Here is an 18,517-nt window from a genome sequence, read left to right on the forward strand (position 1 = left end):
GCAAGTGGTTCGTCAGTCACACGTCCCCCACGGTGTGATACATCGGCATCTGGCGTCCCATAGCCGACTGTAAGGTTCCGGCCTCGAATCTTGTGGTCCTCTACTGCCTGCGCTTGTAAATAACCTGCCCGAAACCGACCTTCCACAGGCCACCGGCCTTCGCCTTTGAACAGAAGACGCGAAACGGCAGGTTTCGGGAACTCGGCAACCTGGTCTGAACGGCCGGAATGGGGCGCCCACCTGCCCGACGGGTTGTGGAGTCCCCTGCCCCACAATCATCCGTGCCAGCGCCTTAGACGGGGCCGCTTGCGGTCTGTCAGCTGTTGGTCCCAGACAACTTCAAGCAGACGTTCTACAGATGATGAATGGCGCGACCTGCGCATGGGGTGCAGTCAAGGACCATGCGGACTTTCAACGATGCGCACAGCGAACTGGCAGTCAGCGCGGTAGCCTGCTGAGCTGTGGCCCATTGATAACTGATGCCATGCGATCACTTGGACGCGAAGATGATTGAAGCCAGGCCGTGAAGGCCTGTGGCGGCATTCAGGCGGCGGCCTGAGCCTGAAGGCCAGGCTGATCTAGATGACGCCGAGCACCAATGCGTGTGCGCCGATCCACCAGGTCAGGACCAGCGCTCCAAGGAAGGGGCTGACAAACAGCAGGCCGCCATACAGAATCGACACGATGGCACCCAGGATCAGCAACCAGCGTCCGTGGCTGGTCTTGAGGCCAATCGCCGTCCCCAGCATCATTGCCCCCGACATTAATGCCCACGCGGCGATGATGAAAACGAATGCCAGTATGCTGATATCGGGCCAGATTGCCGCGGCTGCGCCGATCGCTATTCCAACCAGGCCGTTGAGAAGAAGCAAGGCCCAGCGTTCTTGCCTGCGGGCGCCGCGAACCGCCTGCGCGATGCTGAGGGCGCCGTCCAGGATGGCAAAGGCGGCAAACACGGCCACCAGTGCGAGTATCGTCGCTCCGGGGAGGACAAAGGCGCCGATGCCGAAGAGTATGGCGAGCACACCGCGCAGCGCGACAATCCACCAATTGCCTGCAAGCATCGCATTCCTGGCATCCAACAGCGCCGCGTCGCCCAATTTGAACCAGGTCATTTGACCCTCCAGTGGCAGGATTTGCGGAGTGAGAGGCGCCGTTTGCGGGACAGCAAGGCGCCGGTCTTCTTCGTGCGGCGCCAACGGCTCTATTCTTCCGGGATGTGGCTTCCGAAAAATCCACGCGGGCGGATCGCTGGCAGGAAAGGACTCGTCGCTGGCCTCGTCGATCGGGTCGTTTGCTTCTCCCCGAGTGGCGCCGCGCAGGCCATGCTCACCGTGTTGTGACGCGCGCCCCGATGATTCTGGTGGGACTGTGGATGAGGACATGATCTTCACCTTTGGGGCGCGCGCCGGCTTCGGCGTCAGGGACTGACCACAATGCGATTGTCGACCTTGACGACGCCCGGCGCACGCCAGGCGGCACGCTCGGCCTCCTGCCGCTCAGCCCAGGATCGGACGGTGCCCTTCAGGGTCCCCACCTGCGCTTGCTGATCCTCGATGATGATCCGCTTGTCGGCGAAACGGTGCGGATGATGGCCGCGTCCATCGGTGCCGAAAGCGCCTATTGCCGGACCACCAATGAGTTCTTCACGCAAGTCTCTGAATGGGGTCCCAGCCACATTCTGCTCGACCTGGTCATGCCCCGCATCGATGGTGTCGAGGTCATCCAGCGGCTGGCAGAGATGGGCTGCCAGGCGACGCTGATCATTGTCAGTGGCGTCGATCGCCGGGTGCTGGACACCGCCCAGCGTTCGGCAAAACAGCATGAGCTCCCAATCGCGGGCGCCCTGTCCAAGCCGTTCAGCCGCAGCGCTCTTTCCACGTTGCTCGAGACGGGAAACGCCACGCCAAAGCTCAGACTGGTCATGCCGTCACCCAATTCGACACCGTCCAGCCAAGACCTGGCGCGCGCATTGTCGGAAGGCGAGATCGGCCCGGTTTTTCAGCCCAAGGTGAGATGCAGCGACGGCGGCTTGATCGGCTACGAGGCGCTGGCGCGCTGGACTCGCGGCGACACGCTCGTTTGCGGCCCTGATATATTCGTGCCCCTGGCGGAGCAGACCGGACAGGCGGCCAGGCTCAGCGAATACCGGTTCCTGCACCATGACGGCTATGCTCTCAGCATCATCGACCGCGGATCCGTCATTCGAGACGAGAGTGGCAGGGCGGTGCGGATGGTGGGCAGCATGCTCGATGTCACCCCGCGGCGTGAACTCGAAGGCCGCTTGCGGCAGGCGCAGAAACTCGAAGCCATGGGTCAACTCACAGGCGGTGTCGCGCACGACTTCAATAACCTCCTGACCGTCATACTGGGCAGTGCCGAGCTGCTCTGCGATGCGCTGGAGAGGGGTACGCAGCCGCACCTGCTGGCCGAAATGATCTCGACGGCCGCTCAAAGGGGGGCCGAGCTCACGAGCCGCCTTTTGGCCTTTGGGCGCAAACAGCCCCTGCAACCGCGCCTTCTCGACCTCGGCGACCTGATCGCCGGCATGGAAGCCATGTTGGTACGCACACTGGGCGAGCACATCGATGTCCAGGTCAGCCGGCCGGACGACCTATGGGCGGTCGAAATCGACCCGGCTCTGCTGGAAAGCGCTGTTCTCAACCTGGCCATCAACGCCCGCGACGCCATGGGCGATGGCGGCAGCCTTACGATCAGCATGGCCAACACGACCTTCGACACCATCCAGGCGGTTGCTGCCGATGTCGCGCCCGGGCAGTATGTGGTGCTGACTGTATCCGATACCGGCCACGGCATCGCCCCTGACCTGCTGTCCAAGGTCTTCGAGCCCTTTTTCACCACCAAGGAGATCGGCAAGGGATCGGGTCTGGGGCTGAGCATGGTCTATGGCTTCGTCAAGCAATCAGGCGGGCACATCCGGCTCCGGTCCGAGCTGGGCCACGGAACCTCGATCAGTCTCTATTTCCGCAAGTCCATGCAGGTCCTGACGGCATCGCCCGAGGACTCAGCGCGCCGGGCGCCCGAGGGCGGCAGCGAATTGATCCTGGTTGTCGAGGATGATGCCATGGTCCGCCGTCACGTATCGGGCCTACTCGGAGGATTGGGCTATCGCGTCCTGGAGGCGACCGCCGCGACCCCGGCCATGGAACTGCTCGCGGCCAATCCCGACGTCACGCTGCTGTTCACCGACATTGTCATGCCCGGTGGCGTCAATGGCGCTGACCTCGCCAAAATGGCGCAGGGCTTGCGGCCCGACCTCAAGGTCCTGTTCACCTCTGGTTATACCGAGAACGCCATCGAATACGACGGCCGCGTCGATCCAGGCATCGAGCTGCTCGGCAAACCCTATAGCCGCGACCGGTTGGCAACCAGCCTGCGCAAGGTCTTGCGATAGCCTGAAATCTGGCGCGGCCGGCCGATGCCGATCGCGCTCAATGGCGAGAGCGATTGCCGGTGCGCCTCGTTTCGTGCGCAGGTTACGCCTTTGTGCCCACTTGATCTGCCCGCCCTGCCTCCTTATTCATGGCGGAGAGTTCTCAGGGCGGGGTGAAATTCCCCACCGGCGGTAATTGTGTCTTTGTGCACATCAGCCCGCGAGCGCCCATCCTTCGGGATGGGGTCAGCAGACCCGGTGTAATTCCGGGGCCGACGGTATAGTCCGGATGGAAGAGAACCAATGATTGTCGACGCGCGCTTTCCGTTCATCGGAGGGCGCGTGCTTGTCGTCATTTGCCCTGGAACTCGTCTGAATTGACGACGAGACGGGCATGGACAAAGACGCAGACATACTCAATCCCGAACTTTCGCCGCAGCTCATCCTGCACGCATTTTCTCGCGCGCTGGAACTGGCGAGGGCACATGAAGGAGCCACGGCGCCCAATCCGCCCGTTGGCTGCCTATTGCTCGACCCCTATGGGCGGGAACTGGCCAGCGGGGCGCATCGGCGGGCCGGTCTGCCACATGCCGAGGCTGAGGCCATCGCCCAGACCCATGCCGCTGGCCTAGCCGATAAAGTCCACACCGTCGTGGTGACGCTCGAGCCCTGCAATCACCACGGCCGCACGCCACCCTGTGCCGAGGCCATCCTGGCAACGGGTGCACGACAGGTATGGATCGCATGCCGCGATCCGAACCCCCAAGTGAAGGGGGGCGGCGCCGAACGCCTGCGCGCGGCCGGTCTCAGGGTAAATTTCCTCTCGGAGCTGGACCATCCATCCGCCCATTTCGTGTTGGCCGAGGCGGAACGCCTCATCGCACCGTTCGCAAAGCGCGTCCGGATGGGGTTGCCCTTCATCACGATCAAGCAGGCCATCTCGTCCCTAGGCAGCATGGTGCCCGCGGTCGGACAAAAGACCTTCACCAGCATCGCATCGCTGGAACTGGCACATAGGTTGCGGCGCCGGGCCGACGCCATTCTCACGGGTTCCGGGACGGTGCTAGCGGATGACCCGCTATTCACCGTGCGCCTGATCCCCGACCATCCGGACAAGCATCGCATGCTGGTTCTTCTGGACAGGCGGCGGCGCATTCCTGAGCTCTATATGGACGCTGCCCGACAACGTGGCTTTTCGGTGCATCTGGCCGATGACGTGCATGAAGCGCTGCAAACGATCGGCGCTGCCAAGGGCATGGAGGTGCTGGTCGAAGCCGGCCCGACCGTAACGACGCACATACTGTCGGCAGGTCTCTGGGACGAGCACGTGCTGATCGAACAGGCCGCCAATGCTGATGGCACCGACCGGGTGACCGTTCGCTGCCAGCCGGCTCCTCAATCTTATTCACAAGGAAAGGAAAGAGATGTTCTCGGGCATCATTGAAAAACTGGCGCGGGTGAGAATGGCCGCGTCCCGCGGCGGGTCGCTGGAAATCGAACTCGACAGCGGCTGGCCGGACCTCGCGCTGGGTGAGAGCATCGCCGTCAATGGCGTGTGCCTGACGGTCACCCAGTTCGATGAAACCGGCCTTGCCCGCTTCTTCATCAGCCCCGAAACCCTGGCGCGCACCAATCTGGGTGGCTTGGCAGTGGGGCAATACGCCAATCTGGAGCGTGCGGTGACCCTCGACACGCGGCTCTCCGGCCATCTGGTGCAGGGCCACGTCGATGGGCTGGCGCAGCTGATCGAGCGGATCGAGGCCGACGGCGCCTATCGGCACGTCTTCCTGCTGCCCTCAGCCTTGGGACGCTATTGCGTCGAAAAGGGCTCCATCGCCCTCAACGGCATCAGCCTCACCATCAATGGCCTCGATGACCGGGACGACGGCATCGCGGTGCTCGTGACCATCATCCCGCACACCTGGGAGCACACCAACCTGAAAACCCTCGCCATGGGCGACGCCCTCAATGTCGAGGTCGACGTCATGGCCAAATATGTGGAGCGGCTATGCCTGCCCTATCTCAAGCCCTGACCCAGTTGCGCAATGGCGGCATGGTGATCCTGGTCGACGACGAAGATCGCGAGAACGAAGGCGACCTGGTCATTGCCGCCGAATTTGCGACACCGGAGGCGATCAACTTCATGGCCCGTCATGGACGAGGCCTCATCTGCCTGGCGTTGACGGGCGAACAGGTGGACCGGCTCGGCCTGCCCCCAATGGTGGCCAACAACCGGGCCCGCCGCTCGACCGCCTTCACGGTTTCCATCGAGGCCGTCGAGGGGATCACTACCGGCATTTCAGCCCATGACCGGGCCAGGACGATCCAGGTTGCAGCGGCTCCCGACGTCCGTTCTGGCGACATCGCCTCTCCGGGCCATGTCTTTCCGCTGCGGGCCGCCGACAATGGCGTCCTGGCGCGCGATGGCCATACCGAGGGGGCGATCGACCTCATGCGACTAGCCGGGCTGCGGCCCGCGGGCGTCATCTGCGAGGTCATGCGGGACGATGGCGAAATGGCGCGACGGCCCGATCTCGAGGTATTTGCCCGGGAGCACAAGCTGCCCATTCTCACAATCAGGGACATTATCGCCCATCGCCTCGCCAACGAGATTCTGGTGGACGAAGTGGCGCGGTCCGAACTGCCCACCGAACACTCCCCGCTTCCCCTGGAGGTCCGCGCCTTTCGTAGCCGGCTGGACGGCACCGAGCATCTGGCGCTGGTCCGTAATCCTTTGGGGCGTACACCTCTGGTGCGTCTGCATTCGGAATGCCTGACTGGGGACGCGCTGGGGTCGCTGCGCTGCGATTGCGGGCCGCAACTGCAAGAGGCCCTGCGCCAGATCGCCACCGGTGACGGTGGCGCCCTGATCTACCTGCGCGGTCAGGAAGGCCGCGGCATTGGGCTTGCCAACAAGATCCGCGCCTATGCCCTGCAGGACCTGGGGCACGACACCGTCGAGGCCAATACCGCGCTGGGTTTTGTCGCCGATGCCCGCGACTACGGCATTGCCGGGCAGATCCTGCGCTCGCTCGGTATCGACCGTCTGCGGCTGTTGTCGAACAATCCCGACAAAGCCCTGTCCCTCGAAAAATTCGGCATCCACGTCGCCGAGCGCGTGCCGCTCGAAATCCCGGCCAATCCCTATAACTGGCGCTATCTCACGACCAAGCGGGACAAATTCGGCCACACCTTCACCCACCAGGACCATGAGAACCAGAATGCCTGAAAACGCACCCCGCCTTGCCATCGTCGTCAGCCAGTTTAATCTGGAGGTCACCCATGGGCTGCGCGATGGCGCACTAGCCTATCTCGCCGAGAATGGTGTTTCGGTAGCACCGGACAACATCTATTCGGCGCCAGGCGCCTTCGAAATTCCGCTCATCGCCAAGCGACTGGCGCAGTCCGGCTTCGACGGCGTCATTTGCCTGGGCTGTGTCATCAAGGGCGATACGGCCCATTTCGAATATATCAGTGAGGCCACCGCTCATGGCCTGATGCAGGCCGGGCTCGAAACAGGCAAGCCCATCACCTTCGGCATCCTGACCACCTATACCGACGAGCAGGCCATCCTGCGCAGCCGCAAGGACGAGCACAACAAGGGCCGCGAAGCCGCGGCTGCCTGCCTGGAAGCCCTTCGAGCACTCGACGCGATCGGCGACTAGCCTCTAGTATCGAGCGATGCGGCCCTGCCGTTCTTTAAAGTCGGCAGGGCCTGTTGACGGTTCGTTTTTGGACCATGGCCGTGCCCAGCAAGCGGCGCAGATCTTCTTTTCACGCCCGGCGGCAGATTTCGAGACCGTGCCGGTCCTGCAGACCGTGCAGTCATGGCAGGGGTTTCCCTTCCTAGCGCGTCTCTCGACGCGATTCGGCGTGCCGATCTTTGCGTCGCAGCGGCGTCCAGACCATGAGCATGGGCGAGGCCAAGGCCGGCGGTGGCCGGGGCCTCAGCGACATCATCTACGTCAAGCTGGGCCGCTCGATCATCGGCGAAGCTTTCCGGGCGCAGGCGAACTTGTGTTAGCAAGAGAGCTTTTGACCCCGGAAGGAAGGTCTTTTGCCGTGATGCTGGCCGTTGTCGCCAGTCCGCTCCTAGACGCATTCATCAAGGAGCGGACATTGAGCGAACGGACGTCCTGAGCGGATGGATAGCTCGGGAGCAGTGTCGTCGGTCACAGCTTAGCGCTGAAAAGAGGCAGTTCCTATCCGCGCCCGCGATAGGTCGGCACACCTGTCTCGGGAAGCCAGACATGTTGTGGTACAATGCCAGTCTGCCAGAACACATCGATTGGGATGCCACCACGCGGGTACCAGTACCCTCCGATCCGTAGCCATCGGGGCTCCAGCAGGCTCGTCAGCCGGCGTCCGATCGATACTGTGCAGTCCTCATGGAAGGCGCCGTGGTTGCGGAACGACGTCAGGTAGAGCTTGAGCGATTTGGACTCCACCAGCCAGTCGCCCGGAACATAGTCGATGACCAGATGGGCAAAATCTGGCTGACCTGTCACAGGGCACAGAGAAGTAAACTCCGGCACCGTAAACCGCGCGACATAGTCTGTATCGGCCTGTGGATTGGGCACGCGCTCCAGAATGGCGAGTTCGGGGCTGTCTGCCGCCTTGGTCTCACGACCAAGCTGCGTGACTTGAAGAGAGAAGTCGGTCATGCCAGTGCTCCAGCGAGTTGCCGTTCCTGCCGCTCATCATATGAGCGTAGCCAGTAGATGAAGGGAATGGCGACCAGAACCATCAAGCCTTTGCCAACGATCTGCCCCCACATCAGCTCAATACTGCCGAATGCCAGCTGCAGGAAGATCAGGGTGTCGAGAAACAAGCCGACCATGCTCGAGGCGACGACAGCCAGCACCAGGCCTCGGCGCTGCAATGGAGTATAAACACCCAGGTCGGCCAGCTCTGAAACAAGAAACGCAACCACTGAGGCAAACACCAAAGCAGGCGGGGCGACCAGCACCGACAATATAGCCCCAAAGGCAATTGCAGTAATGGTCCAAGCCAGGCCGAGGCGCCGCTGCACCAGATCCCGCAGCACAAAGGCGAGTCCTGCCACCATGACACCGCTCGGCGCCAAAAGTCCCGGAGCGACGGGAATCAAGCATGGGCCATCGGGAGGGCAGACAGTTCCCACATTGCCGATCATCCAGTTGGCGAGTGGAACAGTTAAGGCGAAAGCGGCAAACAGGGCAAGGCCCTCGATCCGCCGCCGCGTATCAAGACGAGATAACATTGAGTTCTCCTGCGGTCAGGCAAAACAGACCTGCGCCGGATTGCGATAGCCGCAGCCAGCACCGGAGTGCAAGAGCCTGCGCCGGGAAAGGGAGATGCTGGTACTGCCAATATGGTGTCTTGAGAGACTCAAGACAGGCGGCGGGGCCTCCCGTCCCTTGTTGTGGCGGTCCTCGGTTACTTGATGAAGGACGAACGGCCTATCATAGCCCGCACTATGCGTTTATGGCCGTTTCCATCATTGACGTTTACTGGGGCTTTAGGAACCACCGGCGACGCTAGTCAGCCACCCTTCGCATTCCAGCGGTTCTCAAAAACCAGGTCCGCCAGCGGGATACGCATCCGCCATCCCTTCTGCTCTAGTTCAGGTGATGCGAAGAAGCTATCGACTCTGCCGACGCAAAGGTAAGCGACCAGCCGGATCGGCTCGGGGATATCCAAGACCACCTTGACCTCGTGCTCCTTGAGGATACTGACCCAGCCGACTCCCAGACCCTCTGCTCTGGCCGCCAGCCAGAGGTTCTGGACGGCACAGACCGTGCTGAACAGGTCCATGTCGGGCATGTGCGTGGCGCCCAGGACGACCGGGCCGCCGCGTGTGCCATCGCAGGTCACGCAGATATTGACCGGCGCGCTGGTGATTCCCTCAAGCTTGAGGGCCCGATAGGCGTCCTGACGATCCTGGGGGAACATCGATGCCGCTTCGTCATTGGCGCGCGCAAAGATTTCGGCAACCCGCCGCTTCTTCTCGGCATCGCGTATCACGAGGAAATTCCAGGGCTGCATGAAGCCCACGGAGGGCGCATGGTGTGCGGCATCCAGGATCCGCATCAGGACCTCGTCGCCCACTGCATCGGGCAGGAACTGGCCGCGCACATCCCGCCGGCTATAGATGGCGCGATAGACCGCTGCGCGCTCGGCGTCGGAAAATGGTCCGCCCGCGGCAAAGTGTGGTTGAAACTCAGGCTGATCGGTGGTGTCCGGCATGACATTGCCCCTGTTGAAAAAAACACAGGAGCTGGGGTCCAACCAGCTTCAAGAGGTCATCTGGCCGGTCTTCTGACTTGGGATCATCCCCGGCGGACGCCTTCCCGGCTTGCGCCAGTGGCATATGCCCGACAGGTCCCCCGCACAGCGCTGGGCACGTCGCGGATTTCAACCGCGTTCCCGATTCTCCCGCCGAAGCGGGCACCAGACTCGGTGCGTATACCCCCCGAGCCGCGCTGTTGGCAAGGCGGAGTTGACGGGTTGACATTGGCATGACGATGCCGTCTTCTCGCGCACGTCCGAGGGGTGTCCAGGTTCGCAAGAGTCTGGTCTGAGATGGCTGAGAGGCCGAACCCTTTGAACCTGATCCGGGTAATGCCGGCGAAGGGACGGGATCGTTATCCGCCACCAGAGCTGCGCCCGGGTTTCCGTTTTCACGAGAAAACATGGAGACCCATCGTGAACAAAACCATCAACGCCGAGGCGCTGAGCGCCAATGGCATATCCACCACTCCGCTTTCCGCATCGCGCAAGGTCTATGCGAGCAGTCCGCTCGCCACCGATATCCGCGTGCCCTTTCGCGAGATCGCCATCGACGATCCCAACGCCCCGGCGTTCCGGGTTTACGACACGTCCGGACCTTATACCGATCCGGCCATTGCCATAGACCTCAAGCGCGGTCTGCCGCGCCTGCGCGAAAACTGGATTGCCAAGCGCGGCGACGCAGAACCCTATGCGGGTCGCGCCATCAGGCCCGAAGACGACGGCAATGTATCTCCGGACAGGGCCGTCGCGCATTTCCCGCTCACCCATCAGCCGCTCCGCGGCATGGCCGGACGACCGGTCACCCAATTGGACTATGCGCGCGCCGGCATCATCACCAAGGAGATGATCTTCGTCGCCGAACGGGAGAATCTGGGGCGCCAGCATATGCTGGATGGCGCGGAGGCCCGCCTGGCCGATGGGAACAGTTTCGGCGCGGCCATTCCGCCCTTCATCACCCCGGAATTCGTGCGCGACGAGATCGCCCGGGGCCGGGCGATCATTCCGGCCAATATCAACCATCCCGAAATCGAACCGATGGTGATCGGGCGCAATTTCCTGGTCAAGATCAACGCCAATATCGGCAATTCCGCCGTGTCATCCTCAGTCGAGGAAGAGGTCGAAAAACTGGTCTGGGCGATCCGCTGGGGCGCCGACACGGTCATGGATCTCTCGACCGGCCGCAACATCCACGCCACCCGCGAATGGATCATCCGCAATTCGCCCGTCCCGATCGGCACGGTGCCGATCTACCAGGCGCTGGAAAAGGTCAACGGCAACCCAGCCAAGCTGGACTGGGAGGTGTTCTCGGACACCCTGATCGAACAGTGCGAGCAGGGTGTCGATTACTTCACGATCCATGCCGGCGTGCGCCTGGCCCACGTGCCGCTGACTGCAAAACGCGTCACCGGCATCGTCTCGCGCGGCGGTTCCATCATGGCCGGCTGGTGCCTTGCCCACCACAGGGAGAGCTTCCTCTACGAACGCTTCGGCGACATCTGCGACATCATGGCCAAGTACGACGTGTCCTTTTCACTCGGCGACGGCCTGCGCCCCGGCTCGATTGCCGATGCCAATGACGCAGCGCAGTTCGCCGAACTCGAAACGCTGGGCGAACTGACCAAGGTCGCCTGGGAAAAGGGTTGCCAGGTGATGATCGAAGGGCCCGGGCACGTCCCGATGCACAAGATCAAGGAGAACATGGACAAGCAGCTGCGCGAATGCGGCGAGGCTCCGTTCTATACCCTGGGTCCCCTGACCACCGACATCGCGCCGGGCTATGACCACATCACCTCGGCCATCGGCGCCGGCATGATCGGCTGGTTCGGTACGGCCATGCTCTGCTACGTGACACCCAAGGAACATCTGGGCCTGCCCAATCGCGACGACGTCAAGACCGGCGTCATCACCTACAAGATCGCGGCGCATGCGGCGGATCTCGCCAAGGGGCATCCAGCAGCGCAATTGCGTGACGATGCGCTGTCAAAGGCCCGGTTTGAATTCCGCTGGGAAGACCAGTTCAACCTTTCGCTCGACCCCGATACGGCGCGCAGCTTCCACGACGAGACCCTGCCCAAGGACGCCCACAAGACAGCCCATTTCTGTTCGATGTGCGGACCCAAATTCTGCTCGATGAAGATCACGCAGGATATCCGCGACATGGCCGCCCGCGAGGGTGGCATGGCGGAGAAGTCGCGCGCGTTCCTCGACCAGGGGGGGAAGGTCTATGTCCCGCTCGATTAGCCGCGCTCCCCTGCGGGCAACAGTGATCGGGGCAGGCGTCGCCGGGCTGACGACCGCCCTGACCTTGGCCGAGCGAGGCCTTGCGGTGGAGGTGTTCGACCGCAATGCGGGGCTCGGGCCGGGGAGCTGTTCCTGGCATGCCGGGGGCATGCTTGCGCCGTGGTGCGAAATGGCATCGAGCGAGGCCGTGGTCGGCCGTCTTGGCGCCCAATCCATTGACTGGTGGCGTGAACGCTTCCCCGCCACTGTGTCGAAAGGCACGCTGGTGGTTGCGCCTGGGCGCGACCTGGCCGAACTCGATCGCTTTGCCCAGCGCACCGAGCGGTACCGGTGGCTCAACGAGACCGAGATAGCTTCCCTGGAACCTGACCTGGCCGGTCGTTTCCGCAAAGGCCTCCACTTCCCCGGCGAAGCACATCTCGATCCGCGCCTCGCGCTGGCGGAGCTGGTGGAGCGGTTGGCAGCTCTGGGCGTCGCCATCCGGTTCGACACCGAACTCGAGCCCGCAGCGGCGCGGGGCGATCTGGTCTTTGATTGCCGGGGGCTTGGCGGGCGGATCGACATGCCGGCACTGCGCGGCGTTCGCGGGGAGATGGCGCTGATCCGCTCACGCAGTCTGTCGCTGTCCCGGCCGGTGCGCCTTTTGCATCCACGCCTGCCGATCTATCTGGTTCCGCGCGGCGAAGGCGTCTTCATGCTGGGTGCGACCATGCTCGAAAGCGAGGCACGGGGCCCGGTCAGCGTGCGCTCCATGCTCGACTTGCTGGGGGCTGCCTTCACCCTCCATCCGGCGCTGGGGGAGGCGGAAATTCTCGAGCTTGGGGCCGATCTCCGCCCTGCCCTTCCCGACAACCTTCCCAGGGTGGAGCGGACGGGACGTGTCGTTCGCGTCAATGGCCTCTTCCGCCACGGTTTCCTGCTTGCCCCGGCCCTCGCGCAGATTGCCGCCGGCGCGGCCTTAGATCCCCATTTGGGCACGGAGCTTATCCATGCGAATTCTGCTTAACGGCGCCGAGCGGCAGCTGACGGCAAGCCGCCTCGACGAGGCGCTCGACGCGCTGGGCTACAAGGGCGCCGTCGTCGCCACCGCCGTCAATGGCCGGTTTGTGCCCGCGCTGCGGCGTGCGAACACGCAATTATACGATGGCGACAGTCTCGAAGTGCTCGCCCCCATGCAGGGAGGCTGAGGCATGGAGTTTTATGGTGTCACGCTGTCCTCCCGGCTGCTGCTGGGCACGGCCCGTTATCCCTCCCCCAAAATTCTGGAGGCGGCGGTGCGTGCTTCACGGGCCGAAATCGTCACCGTGTCGCTGCGGCGCGAAGGCGGCGACCAGCGAGCGGGTCAGACCTTCTGGTCGTTCATCGGCGAGTTGGGTGTCCGCGTCCTGCCCAATACTGCTGGTTGTCATTCGGTCAAGGAAGCAGTGACCACGGCCCATATGGCGCGTGAACTGTTCGGCACGACCTGGATCAAGCTCGAAGTGATCGGTGAGGCCGATACCCTGCAGCCCGATGTGTTCGGGCTGGTGGAAGCTGCACGTATCCTGAGCGAGGACGGGTTCGAGGTCTTTCCCTACACGACCGAAGACCTGGTCGTGGCCGAACGGCTGCTCGAGGCAGGCTGCCGGGTGCTGATGCCCTGGGGCGCCCCGATCGGATCGGCGCGCGGGCTGAACAATCTCTTTGGCTTGCGCGCCATGCGGGCCCATTTCCCTGATGTGCCCCTGGTGATCGACGCTGGGCTCGGAGTGCCCTCGCATGCGGCAGCGGCGATGGAAATGGGCTATGACGCCGTATTGCTCAATACTGCCGTCGCCGAGGCGGGCGACCCGGTCCGCATGGCCGAAGCCTTTGCCCTCGCCGTGGACGCGGGGCGGCTTGCCCATACCGCATCGCCCCTCGAGCCGCGCGACATGGCGGCGCCTTCGACCCCGGTCCTGGGCAAGGCAGTTCTCGCATGACTTTCGATCGCTTCTATCCCGTCGTGCCGGATGCGGATTGGGTCGAGTTCCTGCTGGCCTGGGGCGCAAAACTGATCCAGCTGCGGATCAAGGATTGTCCTGAGCCCGCGCTGCGCGCTGAGATCGAACGGGCCAAAACCGCCTGCACCGCAGCGGGTGCGCAGCTTGTGGTCAATGACCATTGGCAGGTGGCCCTCGATATCGGGTGCGATTTCGTGCATCTGGGCCAGGAAGACCTCGCCGAGGCCGACATGGGGGCGCTGCGCCGCGCGGGGATACGCTTCGGCATCAGCACCCATGACCATGCCGAATTGGACAGAGCCCTGATTGAGTCCCCTGACTATGTGGCCCTGGGGCCCATCTATCCCACCCAGCTCAAAAAGATGCCCTGGGCGCCGCAGGGGCTGGCGCGGATCGCAGAATGGAAGCGCCTCGTGGGCGCGCGGCCGCTGGTGGCCATTGGCGGGCTGACCGTGGCGCGGGCCGAACTCTGCCTGGCGGCGGGCGCCGATTGCGTTGCGGTCGTTGGAGACATCGTGCGCCACCCCGACCCAGCCGGTCAGGCCGGTGCCTGGCTGGCAGCAACGAGGCTTTGACATGACCGATCGCTACATCCGCCAGATGACGGTGGCCGAAATCGGCGCCGATGGACAGGCGAAGCTGGCCGCTGCCAGCGTCCTCGTGGTTGGCGCCGGGGGCCTTGGTTCGACGGTCCTGCAAATCCTGGCCGGTGCCGGAATCGGCGAAATCGTCATCCTCGACCATGATCGTGTGGACGTCACCAATCTGCATCGGCAGCCGCTCTACGGCATGGACGATATCGGTGCGCCAAAGACGGAGGCGGCGCGAAAGGCGCTGCTTCGAGCCAATCCCGCAATCACCGTAACAGCCAGACCGGAGCGCCTGACGCCACACAATGCCGCCGCGCTCGTCGACAGGGCGACCGTCGTCATCGATGCGGCCGACAATTTCGCCGTGACCTATATCCTGTCCGACCGCTGCCGGGCTGCCGGCAAGCCATTGGTCAGTGCGTCGGTGCTTGGCTTCTCCGGTTATGTCGGCGCCTTTTGCGGCGGTGCGCCAAGTTATCGCGCGGTCTTTCCCGATGCGCCAGCGGTGGCCGGCAGTTGCGCCAGCGTCGGCGTGCTGGGGTCGGCCGTATCGATACTGGGGAGCCTCCAGGCCCATATGGCACTTCACGTGCTGCTCGACCTTAAGCCAGGCATATTAGGCCGGGTTGTCAGCTTCGACGGCCACACCCTGCAATTTGGCGGCTTCAGCTTTGCCGATAGTCCTGAGCCTCTGCACGCCGCCCCGTTCATCGGGCTGGCAGACCTCGTGCCCGACGATATTGTCGTCGACCTGCGCGGCGTCGCTGAAGCGCCGACCCTGCCGCGAGCAGATGCGCTTCGTCTGGCCCCAACGGAAATTGACCAACTGGCATCGGCACATGGTGGTGCCCGCATCGTCCTCTGCTGCCGCAGCGGGCAGCGGGCCCTGCGCGCTGCGGGGCGGTTGCAGTCCATGGGCAGGCACAACCTGGCGCTGGTCGCGCTGCAAGGCGATCCGTCGTGATACCCGTTGCTTTGACCATTGCCGGTTCGGATTCGGGCGGCGGCGCCGGAATCCAGGCCGATCTCAAGGTCTTTGCCGCTTTTGACGTCTTCGGGACCAGCGCGATTACAGCGGTGACGGCGCAAAACAGCATGGGCGTGTCTGCGATACACTCGGTCCCTCCAACAGTTGTAGCGTCCCAGATCGAGGCGGCGTTCGCCGATCTGCCTGTGGCGTCGATCAAGATCGGCATGCTCGGCAATGCCGAGGTCATTGACGCGGTCGCCGAGACCTTGAGCCGGCATGACGCCAACCGGATTGTACTTGATCCGGTGCTGGTCGCAACCAGCGGCGCGCGCCTGCTCCCGGAGGAGGCTTTAGCCGCACTGGTCACTCTGCTGTTGCCGAGGACCCTCCTGCTCACCCCCAACCTGCCTGAGGCTGCGGCCTTGACTGGCACGCCACTTGCCATGGACGAGACTGCGAGGATCGTTCAGGCCAGGGCCTTGCTGGCGATGGGGCCCAAGGCTGTGCTGATCAAAGGGGGACACGCTGCGGGACCGCGCAGTACGGACCTGCTCGTCGACGCCGACGGCGTGACACGCTTTTCAGCGCAGCGGCAAGGCGTGGGGGAGATTCATGGCGGGGGCTGCATGTTTTCCTCCGCGGTCGCAGCCGGCCTCGCCAGAGGCTGGCCACTGACCGCCTCGGTCAGCCAAGCCAAAGGCTTTATCTCGAGGGCCATAGCAGCGGCACCAAGCCAGGCCCTCGGCTCCGGTGCCCGGTTATTGCACCCGGCTCGGCGGCCTGGGAGGCGTCTTGGCCACAACGCCGCAGCCCCTTCGAGTTCCATTCACAAGTTGCCATTTCTGGCGTAGAGGGAAGACAGAGCAATCTCCGGTCGCAGCCTTACCCGGTCAAAACAAGGATCAACATTTTGAAAACTCTCGTCATCTGCTCCGGCGGATTGGACTCGGTTTCGCTCGCGCACAAGGTGGCGGCCGAGCAAACCCTCACCGGCCTGGTATCGTTCGACTACGGACAGCGGCACAGCAAGGAGCTTGGCTTTGCCGCGGCCTGCGCACAAAGACTTGGCGTCCCGCACCAGGTCATAGACATTCGCGACATTGGACGGCAACTCAGCGGCTCCGCGCTCACCGACGATGTTGCCGTTCCCGACGGCCATTATGCCGAAGAATCGATGCGGATCACGGTGGTGCCCAATCGCAACGCCATCATGCTGGCGATAGCCTTCGGTGTCGCCGCGGCAAGACAGGACCAGGCGGTCGGCGTTGCGGTCCACGGCGGCGATCACTTCATCTATCCCGATTGCAGGCCTGATTTCATTGGCACCTTCCAGGCGATGCAGGACCGGGCGCTCGACGGCTATGCCAACGTTCGCCTCTACGCGCCATTCGTAAACGTGTCCAAGGCGAACATCGTGACCGAGGGCGCACGGCATGCAACGCCCTTCGATCAGACCTGGTCGTGCTACAAGGGCGGGGAGATGCATTGCGGGCGTTGCGGCACCTGCGTTGAGCGTCGGGAAGCCTTTGACCTCGCCCGCCTACCGGATCCGACACCCTATGCCGATGCCGACTTCTGGCGTGACGCCATAGAGGCGAAACGCGCATGACGTTTCGCATCACCAAGGAATTCCATTTCTCGGCATCCCATCAGCTCACGTCCCTTCCGCCTGATCACCAATGCGCTCGGCTGCATGGGCACAACTACGTCGTGGAAGTCGAACTGACGGCCAATGAGTTGAACGAGCATGGCTTCGTCCGCGATTATCAGGACTTGTCAGTGCTCAAACGGCACATTGATGAGGCATTTGATCATCGCCATCTCAACGACGTGCTGGGCCATGACCGGGTTACAGCCGAATGCCTCGCCCAATACTTCTATGTCTGGTGCAAGCAGCGACTGCCCGAAGCCTCTGCCGTACGCGTCAGCGAGACCGCCAAAACCTGGGCGGAGTACAGGCCGTGAGCGCCGTGGAGCCGCCCGGTATCCGCATCAGCGAGATCTTCGGGCCGACGATCCAAGGCGAAGGCGTGTTGATCGGCCAGCCGACCGTGTTCGTGCGAACGGGCGGGTGCGACTACCGTTGCGCCTGGTGCGACAGCCTGCATGCCGTCGACAGTCGCTTTCGTGAAGACTGGCGGCCAATGTCGGTAGAGCAGATCTGGTCCCAGGTCCGGGCCCTGTCCGGTGGTGAGCCGCTGATGGTGTCGCTGTCCGGTGGCAATCCTGCGATCCAGGCGCTGGGCGACTTGATCGTCTGCGGTCACCAAGACGGCTATCGTTTCGCCCTGGAAACGCAAGGTTCGGTGGCCCGGGACTGGTTCTCGATGCTGGACGTCCTGGTGCTGAGCCCCAAGCCGCCATCGAGCCAGATGAGCGTCGACTGGGCACAATTCGAGGCTTGCCTGGACGCCGCGCAAGGCAAGCCGCTGACGGTGCTCAAGTTGGTGGTTTTCGGCGATGAGGACTATGACTTTGCTCGAGACGTCGCAGCCCGCTATCCGCACCTGCCGACCTATCTCCAGCCGGGCAACCACACGCCGCCCTCGCCCGATGCGGCGGACGGCCCCATAGACATCGAGGGCGTCATGCAGCGCATGGAATGGCTGGTGGACAAGGTTACTCAAGACCGATGGTTCGAGGCGCGGGTATTGCCACAGCTTCACGTGCTGCTCTGGGGCAATAAGCGCGGCGTCTAGGGATTTGCAAACAAGTCTGTCCAAGCATGCGAGGATTCAACGTGTCGGCAAACGGGTTCGAGTCGCCTGACCATGCGCGACATACAGGTATTACGCGATGCCAGGAAGCGGATCGCGATGCTCACAGCTTACGACCACGTCATGGCAGGTCTGCTCAGCCAATCCGGCATCGACATGATCTGGGTCGGAATGGCAGCTATCGGGACGTCGCAAACGCGGTCTGAATGACCGCTGTGGGGCGGAGGCTGTGTGAAAACCCCTGAATATGTTATGATTTGGCACTGCTTCGGAGGTGCCATATGGGACGTTTCGTTGAAGGTGCAGACCGTGACCAGGCGAGTTTTTTGCCAGCGCGTCTTGAAGACTAT

Annotated in this window: 21 protein-coding genes and 3 riboswitches; of the genes, 16 read left to right on the forward strand and 5 right to left on the reverse strand. The window is 63.2% G+C overall.

Annotation, left to right across the window (positions count from 1 at the left end):
- Nucleotides 1-578: 578 nt before the first annotated feature.
- Nucleotides 579-1,385: an HdeD family acid-resistance protein gene (locus DDE76_RS18865; RefSeq protein WP_245892081.1), complete on the reverse strand. Its 807-nt coding sequence runs from the start codon at nucleotides 1,383-1,385 to the stop codon at nucleotides 579-581.
- A gap of 35 nt (nucleotides 1,386-1,420) precedes the next feature.
- On the reverse strand, nucleotides 1,421-1,678 hold the full coding sequence (locus tag DDE76_RS20110) for a BON domain-containing protein (protein WP_342669901.1): 258 nt from the start codon (nucleotides 1,676-1,678) through the stop codon (nucleotides 1,421-1,423).
- Here DDE76_RS20110 and DDE76_RS18875 point away from each other — a divergent pair.
- The 5 genes from DDE76_RS18875 to ribH all read left to right on the forward strand — a co-directional run bounded on the left by DDE76_RS18875 (nucleotide 1,592) and on the right by ribH (nucleotide 7,059).
- A complete protein-coding gene (locus DDE76_RS18875; protein ID WP_245892082.1) occupies nucleotides 1,592-3,415 on the forward strand; it encodes a response regulator in 1,824 nt (607 codons plus the stop codon). The two genes, DDE76_RS20110 and DDE76_RS18875, sit on opposite strands and share 87 nt — an antisense overlap.
- A 134-nt stretch (nucleotides 3,416-3,549) precedes the next feature.
- Nucleotides 3,550-3,699: riboswitch (FMN riboswitch) on the forward strand.
- A gap of 89 nt (nucleotides 3,700-3,788) precedes the next feature.
- Nucleotides 3,789-4,838, forward strand: a complete 1,050-nt coding sequence (ribD, locus tag DDE76_RS18880) for a bifunctional diaminohydroxyphosphoribosylaminopyrimidine deaminase/5-amino-6-(5-phosphoribosylamino)uracil reductase RibD (protein ID WP_104893319.1) — start codon at nucleotides 3,789-3,791, stop codon at nucleotides 4,836-4,838.
- Nucleotides 4,819-5,427, forward strand: a complete 609-nt coding sequence (locus DDE76_RS18885) for a riboflavin synthase (RefSeq protein ID WP_104893318.1) — start codon at nucleotides 4,819-4,821, stop codon at nucleotides 5,425-5,427. Before ribD ends, DDE76_RS18885 begins: the two co-directional genes overlap by 20 nt.
- Nucleotides 5,403-6,623 carry a 3,4-dihydroxy-2-butanone-4-phosphate synthase gene (ribB, locus tag DDE76_RS18890; RefSeq protein WP_104893317.1) on the forward strand — a complete coding sequence of 407 codons (1,221 nt, stop codon included), beginning with the start codon at nucleotides 5,403-5,405 and terminating at the stop codon, nucleotides 6,621-6,623. Before DDE76_RS18885 ends, ribB begins: the two co-directional genes overlap by 25 nt.
- Nucleotides 6,616-7,059, forward strand: a complete 444-nt coding sequence (gene ribH, locus DDE76_RS18895; protein WP_104893316.1) for a 6,7-dimethyl-8-ribityllumazine synthase — start codon at nucleotides 6,616-6,618, stop codon at nucleotides 7,057-7,059. Before ribB ends, ribH begins: the two co-directional genes overlap by 8 nt.
- Before the next feature lie 537 nt (nucleotides 7,060-7,596).
- On the opposite strand, the gene queF is transcribed toward ribH, so the two are convergent.
- From queF to bluB, 3 genes are all read right to left on the reverse strand, one after another.
- Nucleotides 7,597-8,058, reverse strand: a complete 462-nt coding sequence (queF, locus tag DDE76_RS18900) for a preQ(1) synthase (protein WP_067458719.1) — start codon at nucleotides 8,056-8,058, stop codon at nucleotides 7,597-7,599.
- The gene (locus DDE76_RS18905; RefSeq protein WP_067458722.1) at nucleotides 8,055-8,636 is read right to left on the reverse strand and encodes a VUT family protein; all 582 of its coding nucleotides are present in this window, start codon (nucleotides 8,634-8,636) and stop codon (nucleotides 8,055-8,057) included. Before DDE76_RS18905 ends, queF begins: the two co-directional genes overlap by 4 nt.
- Before the next feature lie 281 nt (nucleotides 8,637-8,917).
- Nucleotides 8,918-9,622, reverse strand: coding sequence for a 5,6-dimethylbenzimidazole synthase (bluB, locus tag DDE76_RS18910; protein ID WP_104893315.1), 705 nt, complete (start codon nucleotides 9,620-9,622; stop codon nucleotides 8,918-8,920).
- Between the two features lie 45 nt (nucleotides 9,623-9,667).
- Nucleotides 9,668-9,846: riboswitch (cobalamin riboswitch) on the reverse strand.
- Between the two features lie 68 nt (nucleotides 9,847-9,914).
- Nucleotides 9,915-10,029: riboswitch (TPP riboswitch) on the forward strand.
- Between the two features lie 64 nt (nucleotides 10,030-10,093).
- Between bluB and thiC the strand changes: the two genes are divergently transcribed.
- From thiC to DDE76_RS20175, 11 genes are all read left to right on the forward strand, one after another.
- Nucleotides 10,094-11,908: a phosphomethylpyrimidine synthase ThiC gene (gene thiC, locus DDE76_RS18915; RefSeq protein ID WP_104894911.1), complete on the forward strand. Its 1,815-nt coding sequence runs from the start codon at nucleotides 10,094-10,096 to the stop codon at nucleotides 11,906-11,908.
- A 10-nt stretch (nucleotides 11,909-11,918) separates the two neighbouring features.
- Nucleotides 11,919-12,914, forward strand: a complete 996-nt coding sequence (locus DDE76_RS18920; protein WP_104894910.1) for an FAD-dependent oxidoreductase — start codon at nucleotides 11,919-11,921, stop codon at nucleotides 12,912-12,914.
- Complete coding sequence (gene thiS, locus DDE76_RS18925; protein WP_104893314.1) at nucleotides 12,898-13,095, forward strand: sulfur carrier protein ThiS; 198 nt, start codon at nucleotides 12,898-12,900, stop codon at nucleotides 13,093-13,095. The genes DDE76_RS18920 and thiS overlap by 17 nt, the downstream gene beginning before the upstream one ends.
- 3 nt (nucleotides 13,096-13,098) lie before the next feature.
- On the forward strand, nucleotides 13,099-13,869 hold the full coding sequence (locus DDE76_RS18930) for a thiazole synthase (RefSeq protein ID WP_104893313.1): 771 nt from the start codon (nucleotides 13,099-13,101) through the stop codon (nucleotides 13,867-13,869).
- Nucleotides 13,866-14,465 carry a thiamine phosphate synthase gene (locus DDE76_RS18935; RefSeq protein ID WP_104893312.1) on the forward strand — a complete coding sequence of 200 codons (600 nt, stop codon included), beginning with the start codon at nucleotides 13,866-13,868 and terminating at the stop codon, nucleotides 14,463-14,465. Before DDE76_RS18930 ends, DDE76_RS18935 begins: the two co-directional genes overlap by 4 nt.
- Nucleotide 14,466: 1 nt before the next feature.
- Nucleotides 14,467-15,444: a HesA/MoeB/ThiF family protein gene (locus DDE76_RS18940; protein ID WP_104893311.1), complete on the forward strand. Its 978-nt coding sequence runs from the start codon at nucleotides 14,467-14,469 to the stop codon at nucleotides 15,442-15,444.
- A complete protein-coding gene (gene thiD / locus DDE76_RS18945) occupies nucleotides 15,441-16,301 on the forward strand; it encodes a bifunctional hydroxymethylpyrimidine kinase/phosphomethylpyrimidine kinase (RefSeq protein WP_104893310.1) in 861 nt (286 codons plus the stop codon). The genes DDE76_RS18940 and thiD overlap by 4 nt, the downstream gene beginning before the upstream one ends.
- 59 nt (nucleotides 16,302-16,360) lie before the next feature.
- Nucleotides 16,361-17,059: a 7-cyano-7-deazaguanine synthase QueC gene (gene queC / locus DDE76_RS18950; RefSeq protein ID WP_104893309.1), complete on the forward strand. Its 699-nt coding sequence runs from the start codon at nucleotides 16,361-16,363 to the stop codon at nucleotides 17,057-17,059.
- A complete protein-coding gene (gene queD, locus DDE76_RS18955; RefSeq protein ID WP_104893308.1) occupies nucleotides 17,056-17,415 on the forward strand; it encodes a 6-carboxytetrahydropterin synthase QueD in 360 nt (119 codons plus the stop codon). Before queC ends, queD begins: the two co-directional genes overlap by 4 nt.
- Nucleotides 17,334-18,149, forward strand: a complete 816-nt coding sequence (queE, locus tag DDE76_RS18960) for a 7-carboxy-7-deazaguanine synthase QueE (protein ID WP_425430648.1) — start codon at nucleotides 17,334-17,336, stop codon at nucleotides 18,147-18,149. Before queD ends, queE begins: the two co-directional genes overlap by 82 nt.
- Before the next feature lie 72 nt (nucleotides 18,150-18,221).
- The gene (locus tag DDE76_RS20175; RefSeq protein ID WP_082903549.1) at nucleotides 18,222-18,377 is read left to right on the forward strand and encodes a 3-methyl-2-oxobutanoate hydroxymethyltransferase; all 156 of its coding nucleotides are present in this window, start codon (nucleotides 18,222-18,224) and stop codon (nucleotides 18,375-18,377) included.
- The last annotated feature ends 140 nt before the right edge of the window (nucleotides 18,378-18,517 follow it).

Origin of the sequence: Devosia indica, assembly GCF_003056405.1 — a bacterium.
GTDB lineage: Bacteria > Pseudomonadota > Alphaproteobacteria > Rhizobiales > Devosiaceae > Devosia > Devosia indica.

Excerpts from the sequence above, each read along its gene's own strand:
- DDE76_RS18865 (WP_245892081.1), bottom strand. The coding sequence starts at position 1,385 with ATGTCCTCATCCACAGTCCCACCAGAATCATCGGGGCGCGCGTCACAA.
- DDE76_RS18875 (WP_245892082.1), top strand. The coding sequence starts at position 1,592 with ATGGCCGCGTCCATCGGTGCCGAAAGCGCCTATTGCCGGACCACCAAT.
- ribD (WP_104893319.1), top strand. The coding sequence starts at position 3,789 with ATGGACAAAGACGCAGACATACTCAATCCCGAACTTTCGCCGCAGCTC.
- DDE76_RS18885 (WP_104893318.1), top strand. The coding sequence starts at position 4,819 with ATGTTCTCGGGCATCATTGAAAAACTGGCGCGGGTGAGAATGGCCGCG.
- ribB (WP_104893317.1), top strand. The coding sequence starts at position 5,403 with ATGCCTGCCCTATCTCAAGCCCTGACCCAGTTGCGCAATGGCGGCATG.
- ribH (WP_104893316.1), top strand. The coding sequence starts at position 6,616 with ATGCCTGAAAACGCACCCCGCCTTGCCATCGTCGTCAGCCAGTTTAAT.
- queF (WP_067458719.1), bottom strand. The coding sequence starts at position 8,058 with ATGACCGACTTCTCTCTTCAAGTCACGCAGCTTGGTCGTGAGACCAAG.
- DDE76_RS18905 (WP_067458722.1), bottom strand. The coding sequence starts at position 8,636 with ATGTTATCTCGTCTTGATACGCGGCGGCGGATCGAGGGCCTTGCCCTG.
- bluB (WP_104893315.1), bottom strand. The coding sequence starts at position 9,622 with ATGCCGGACACCACCGATCAGCCTGAGTTTCAACCACACTTTGCCGCG.
- thiS (WP_104893314.1), top strand. The coding sequence starts at position 12,898 with ATGCGAATTCTGCTTAACGGCGCCGAGCGGCAGCTGACGGCAAGCCGC.
- DDE76_RS18930 (WP_104893313.1), top strand. The coding sequence starts at position 13,099 with ATGGAGTTTTATGGTGTCACGCTGTCCTCCCGGCTGCTGCTGGGCACG.
- DDE76_RS18935 (WP_104893312.1), top strand. The coding sequence starts at position 13,866 with ATGACTTTCGATCGCTTCTATCCCGTCGTGCCGGATGCGGATTGGGTC.
- DDE76_RS18940 (WP_104893311.1), top strand. The coding sequence starts at position 14,467 with ATGACCGATCGCTACATCCGCCAGATGACGGTGGCCGAAATCGGCGCC.
- queD (WP_104893308.1), top strand. The coding sequence starts at position 17,056 with ATGACGTTTCGCATCACCAAGGAATTCCATTTCTCGGCATCCCATCAG.
- DDE76_RS20175 (WP_082903549.1), top strand. The coding sequence starts at position 18,222 with ATGCGCGACATACAGGTATTACGCGATGCCAGGAAGCGGATCGCGATG.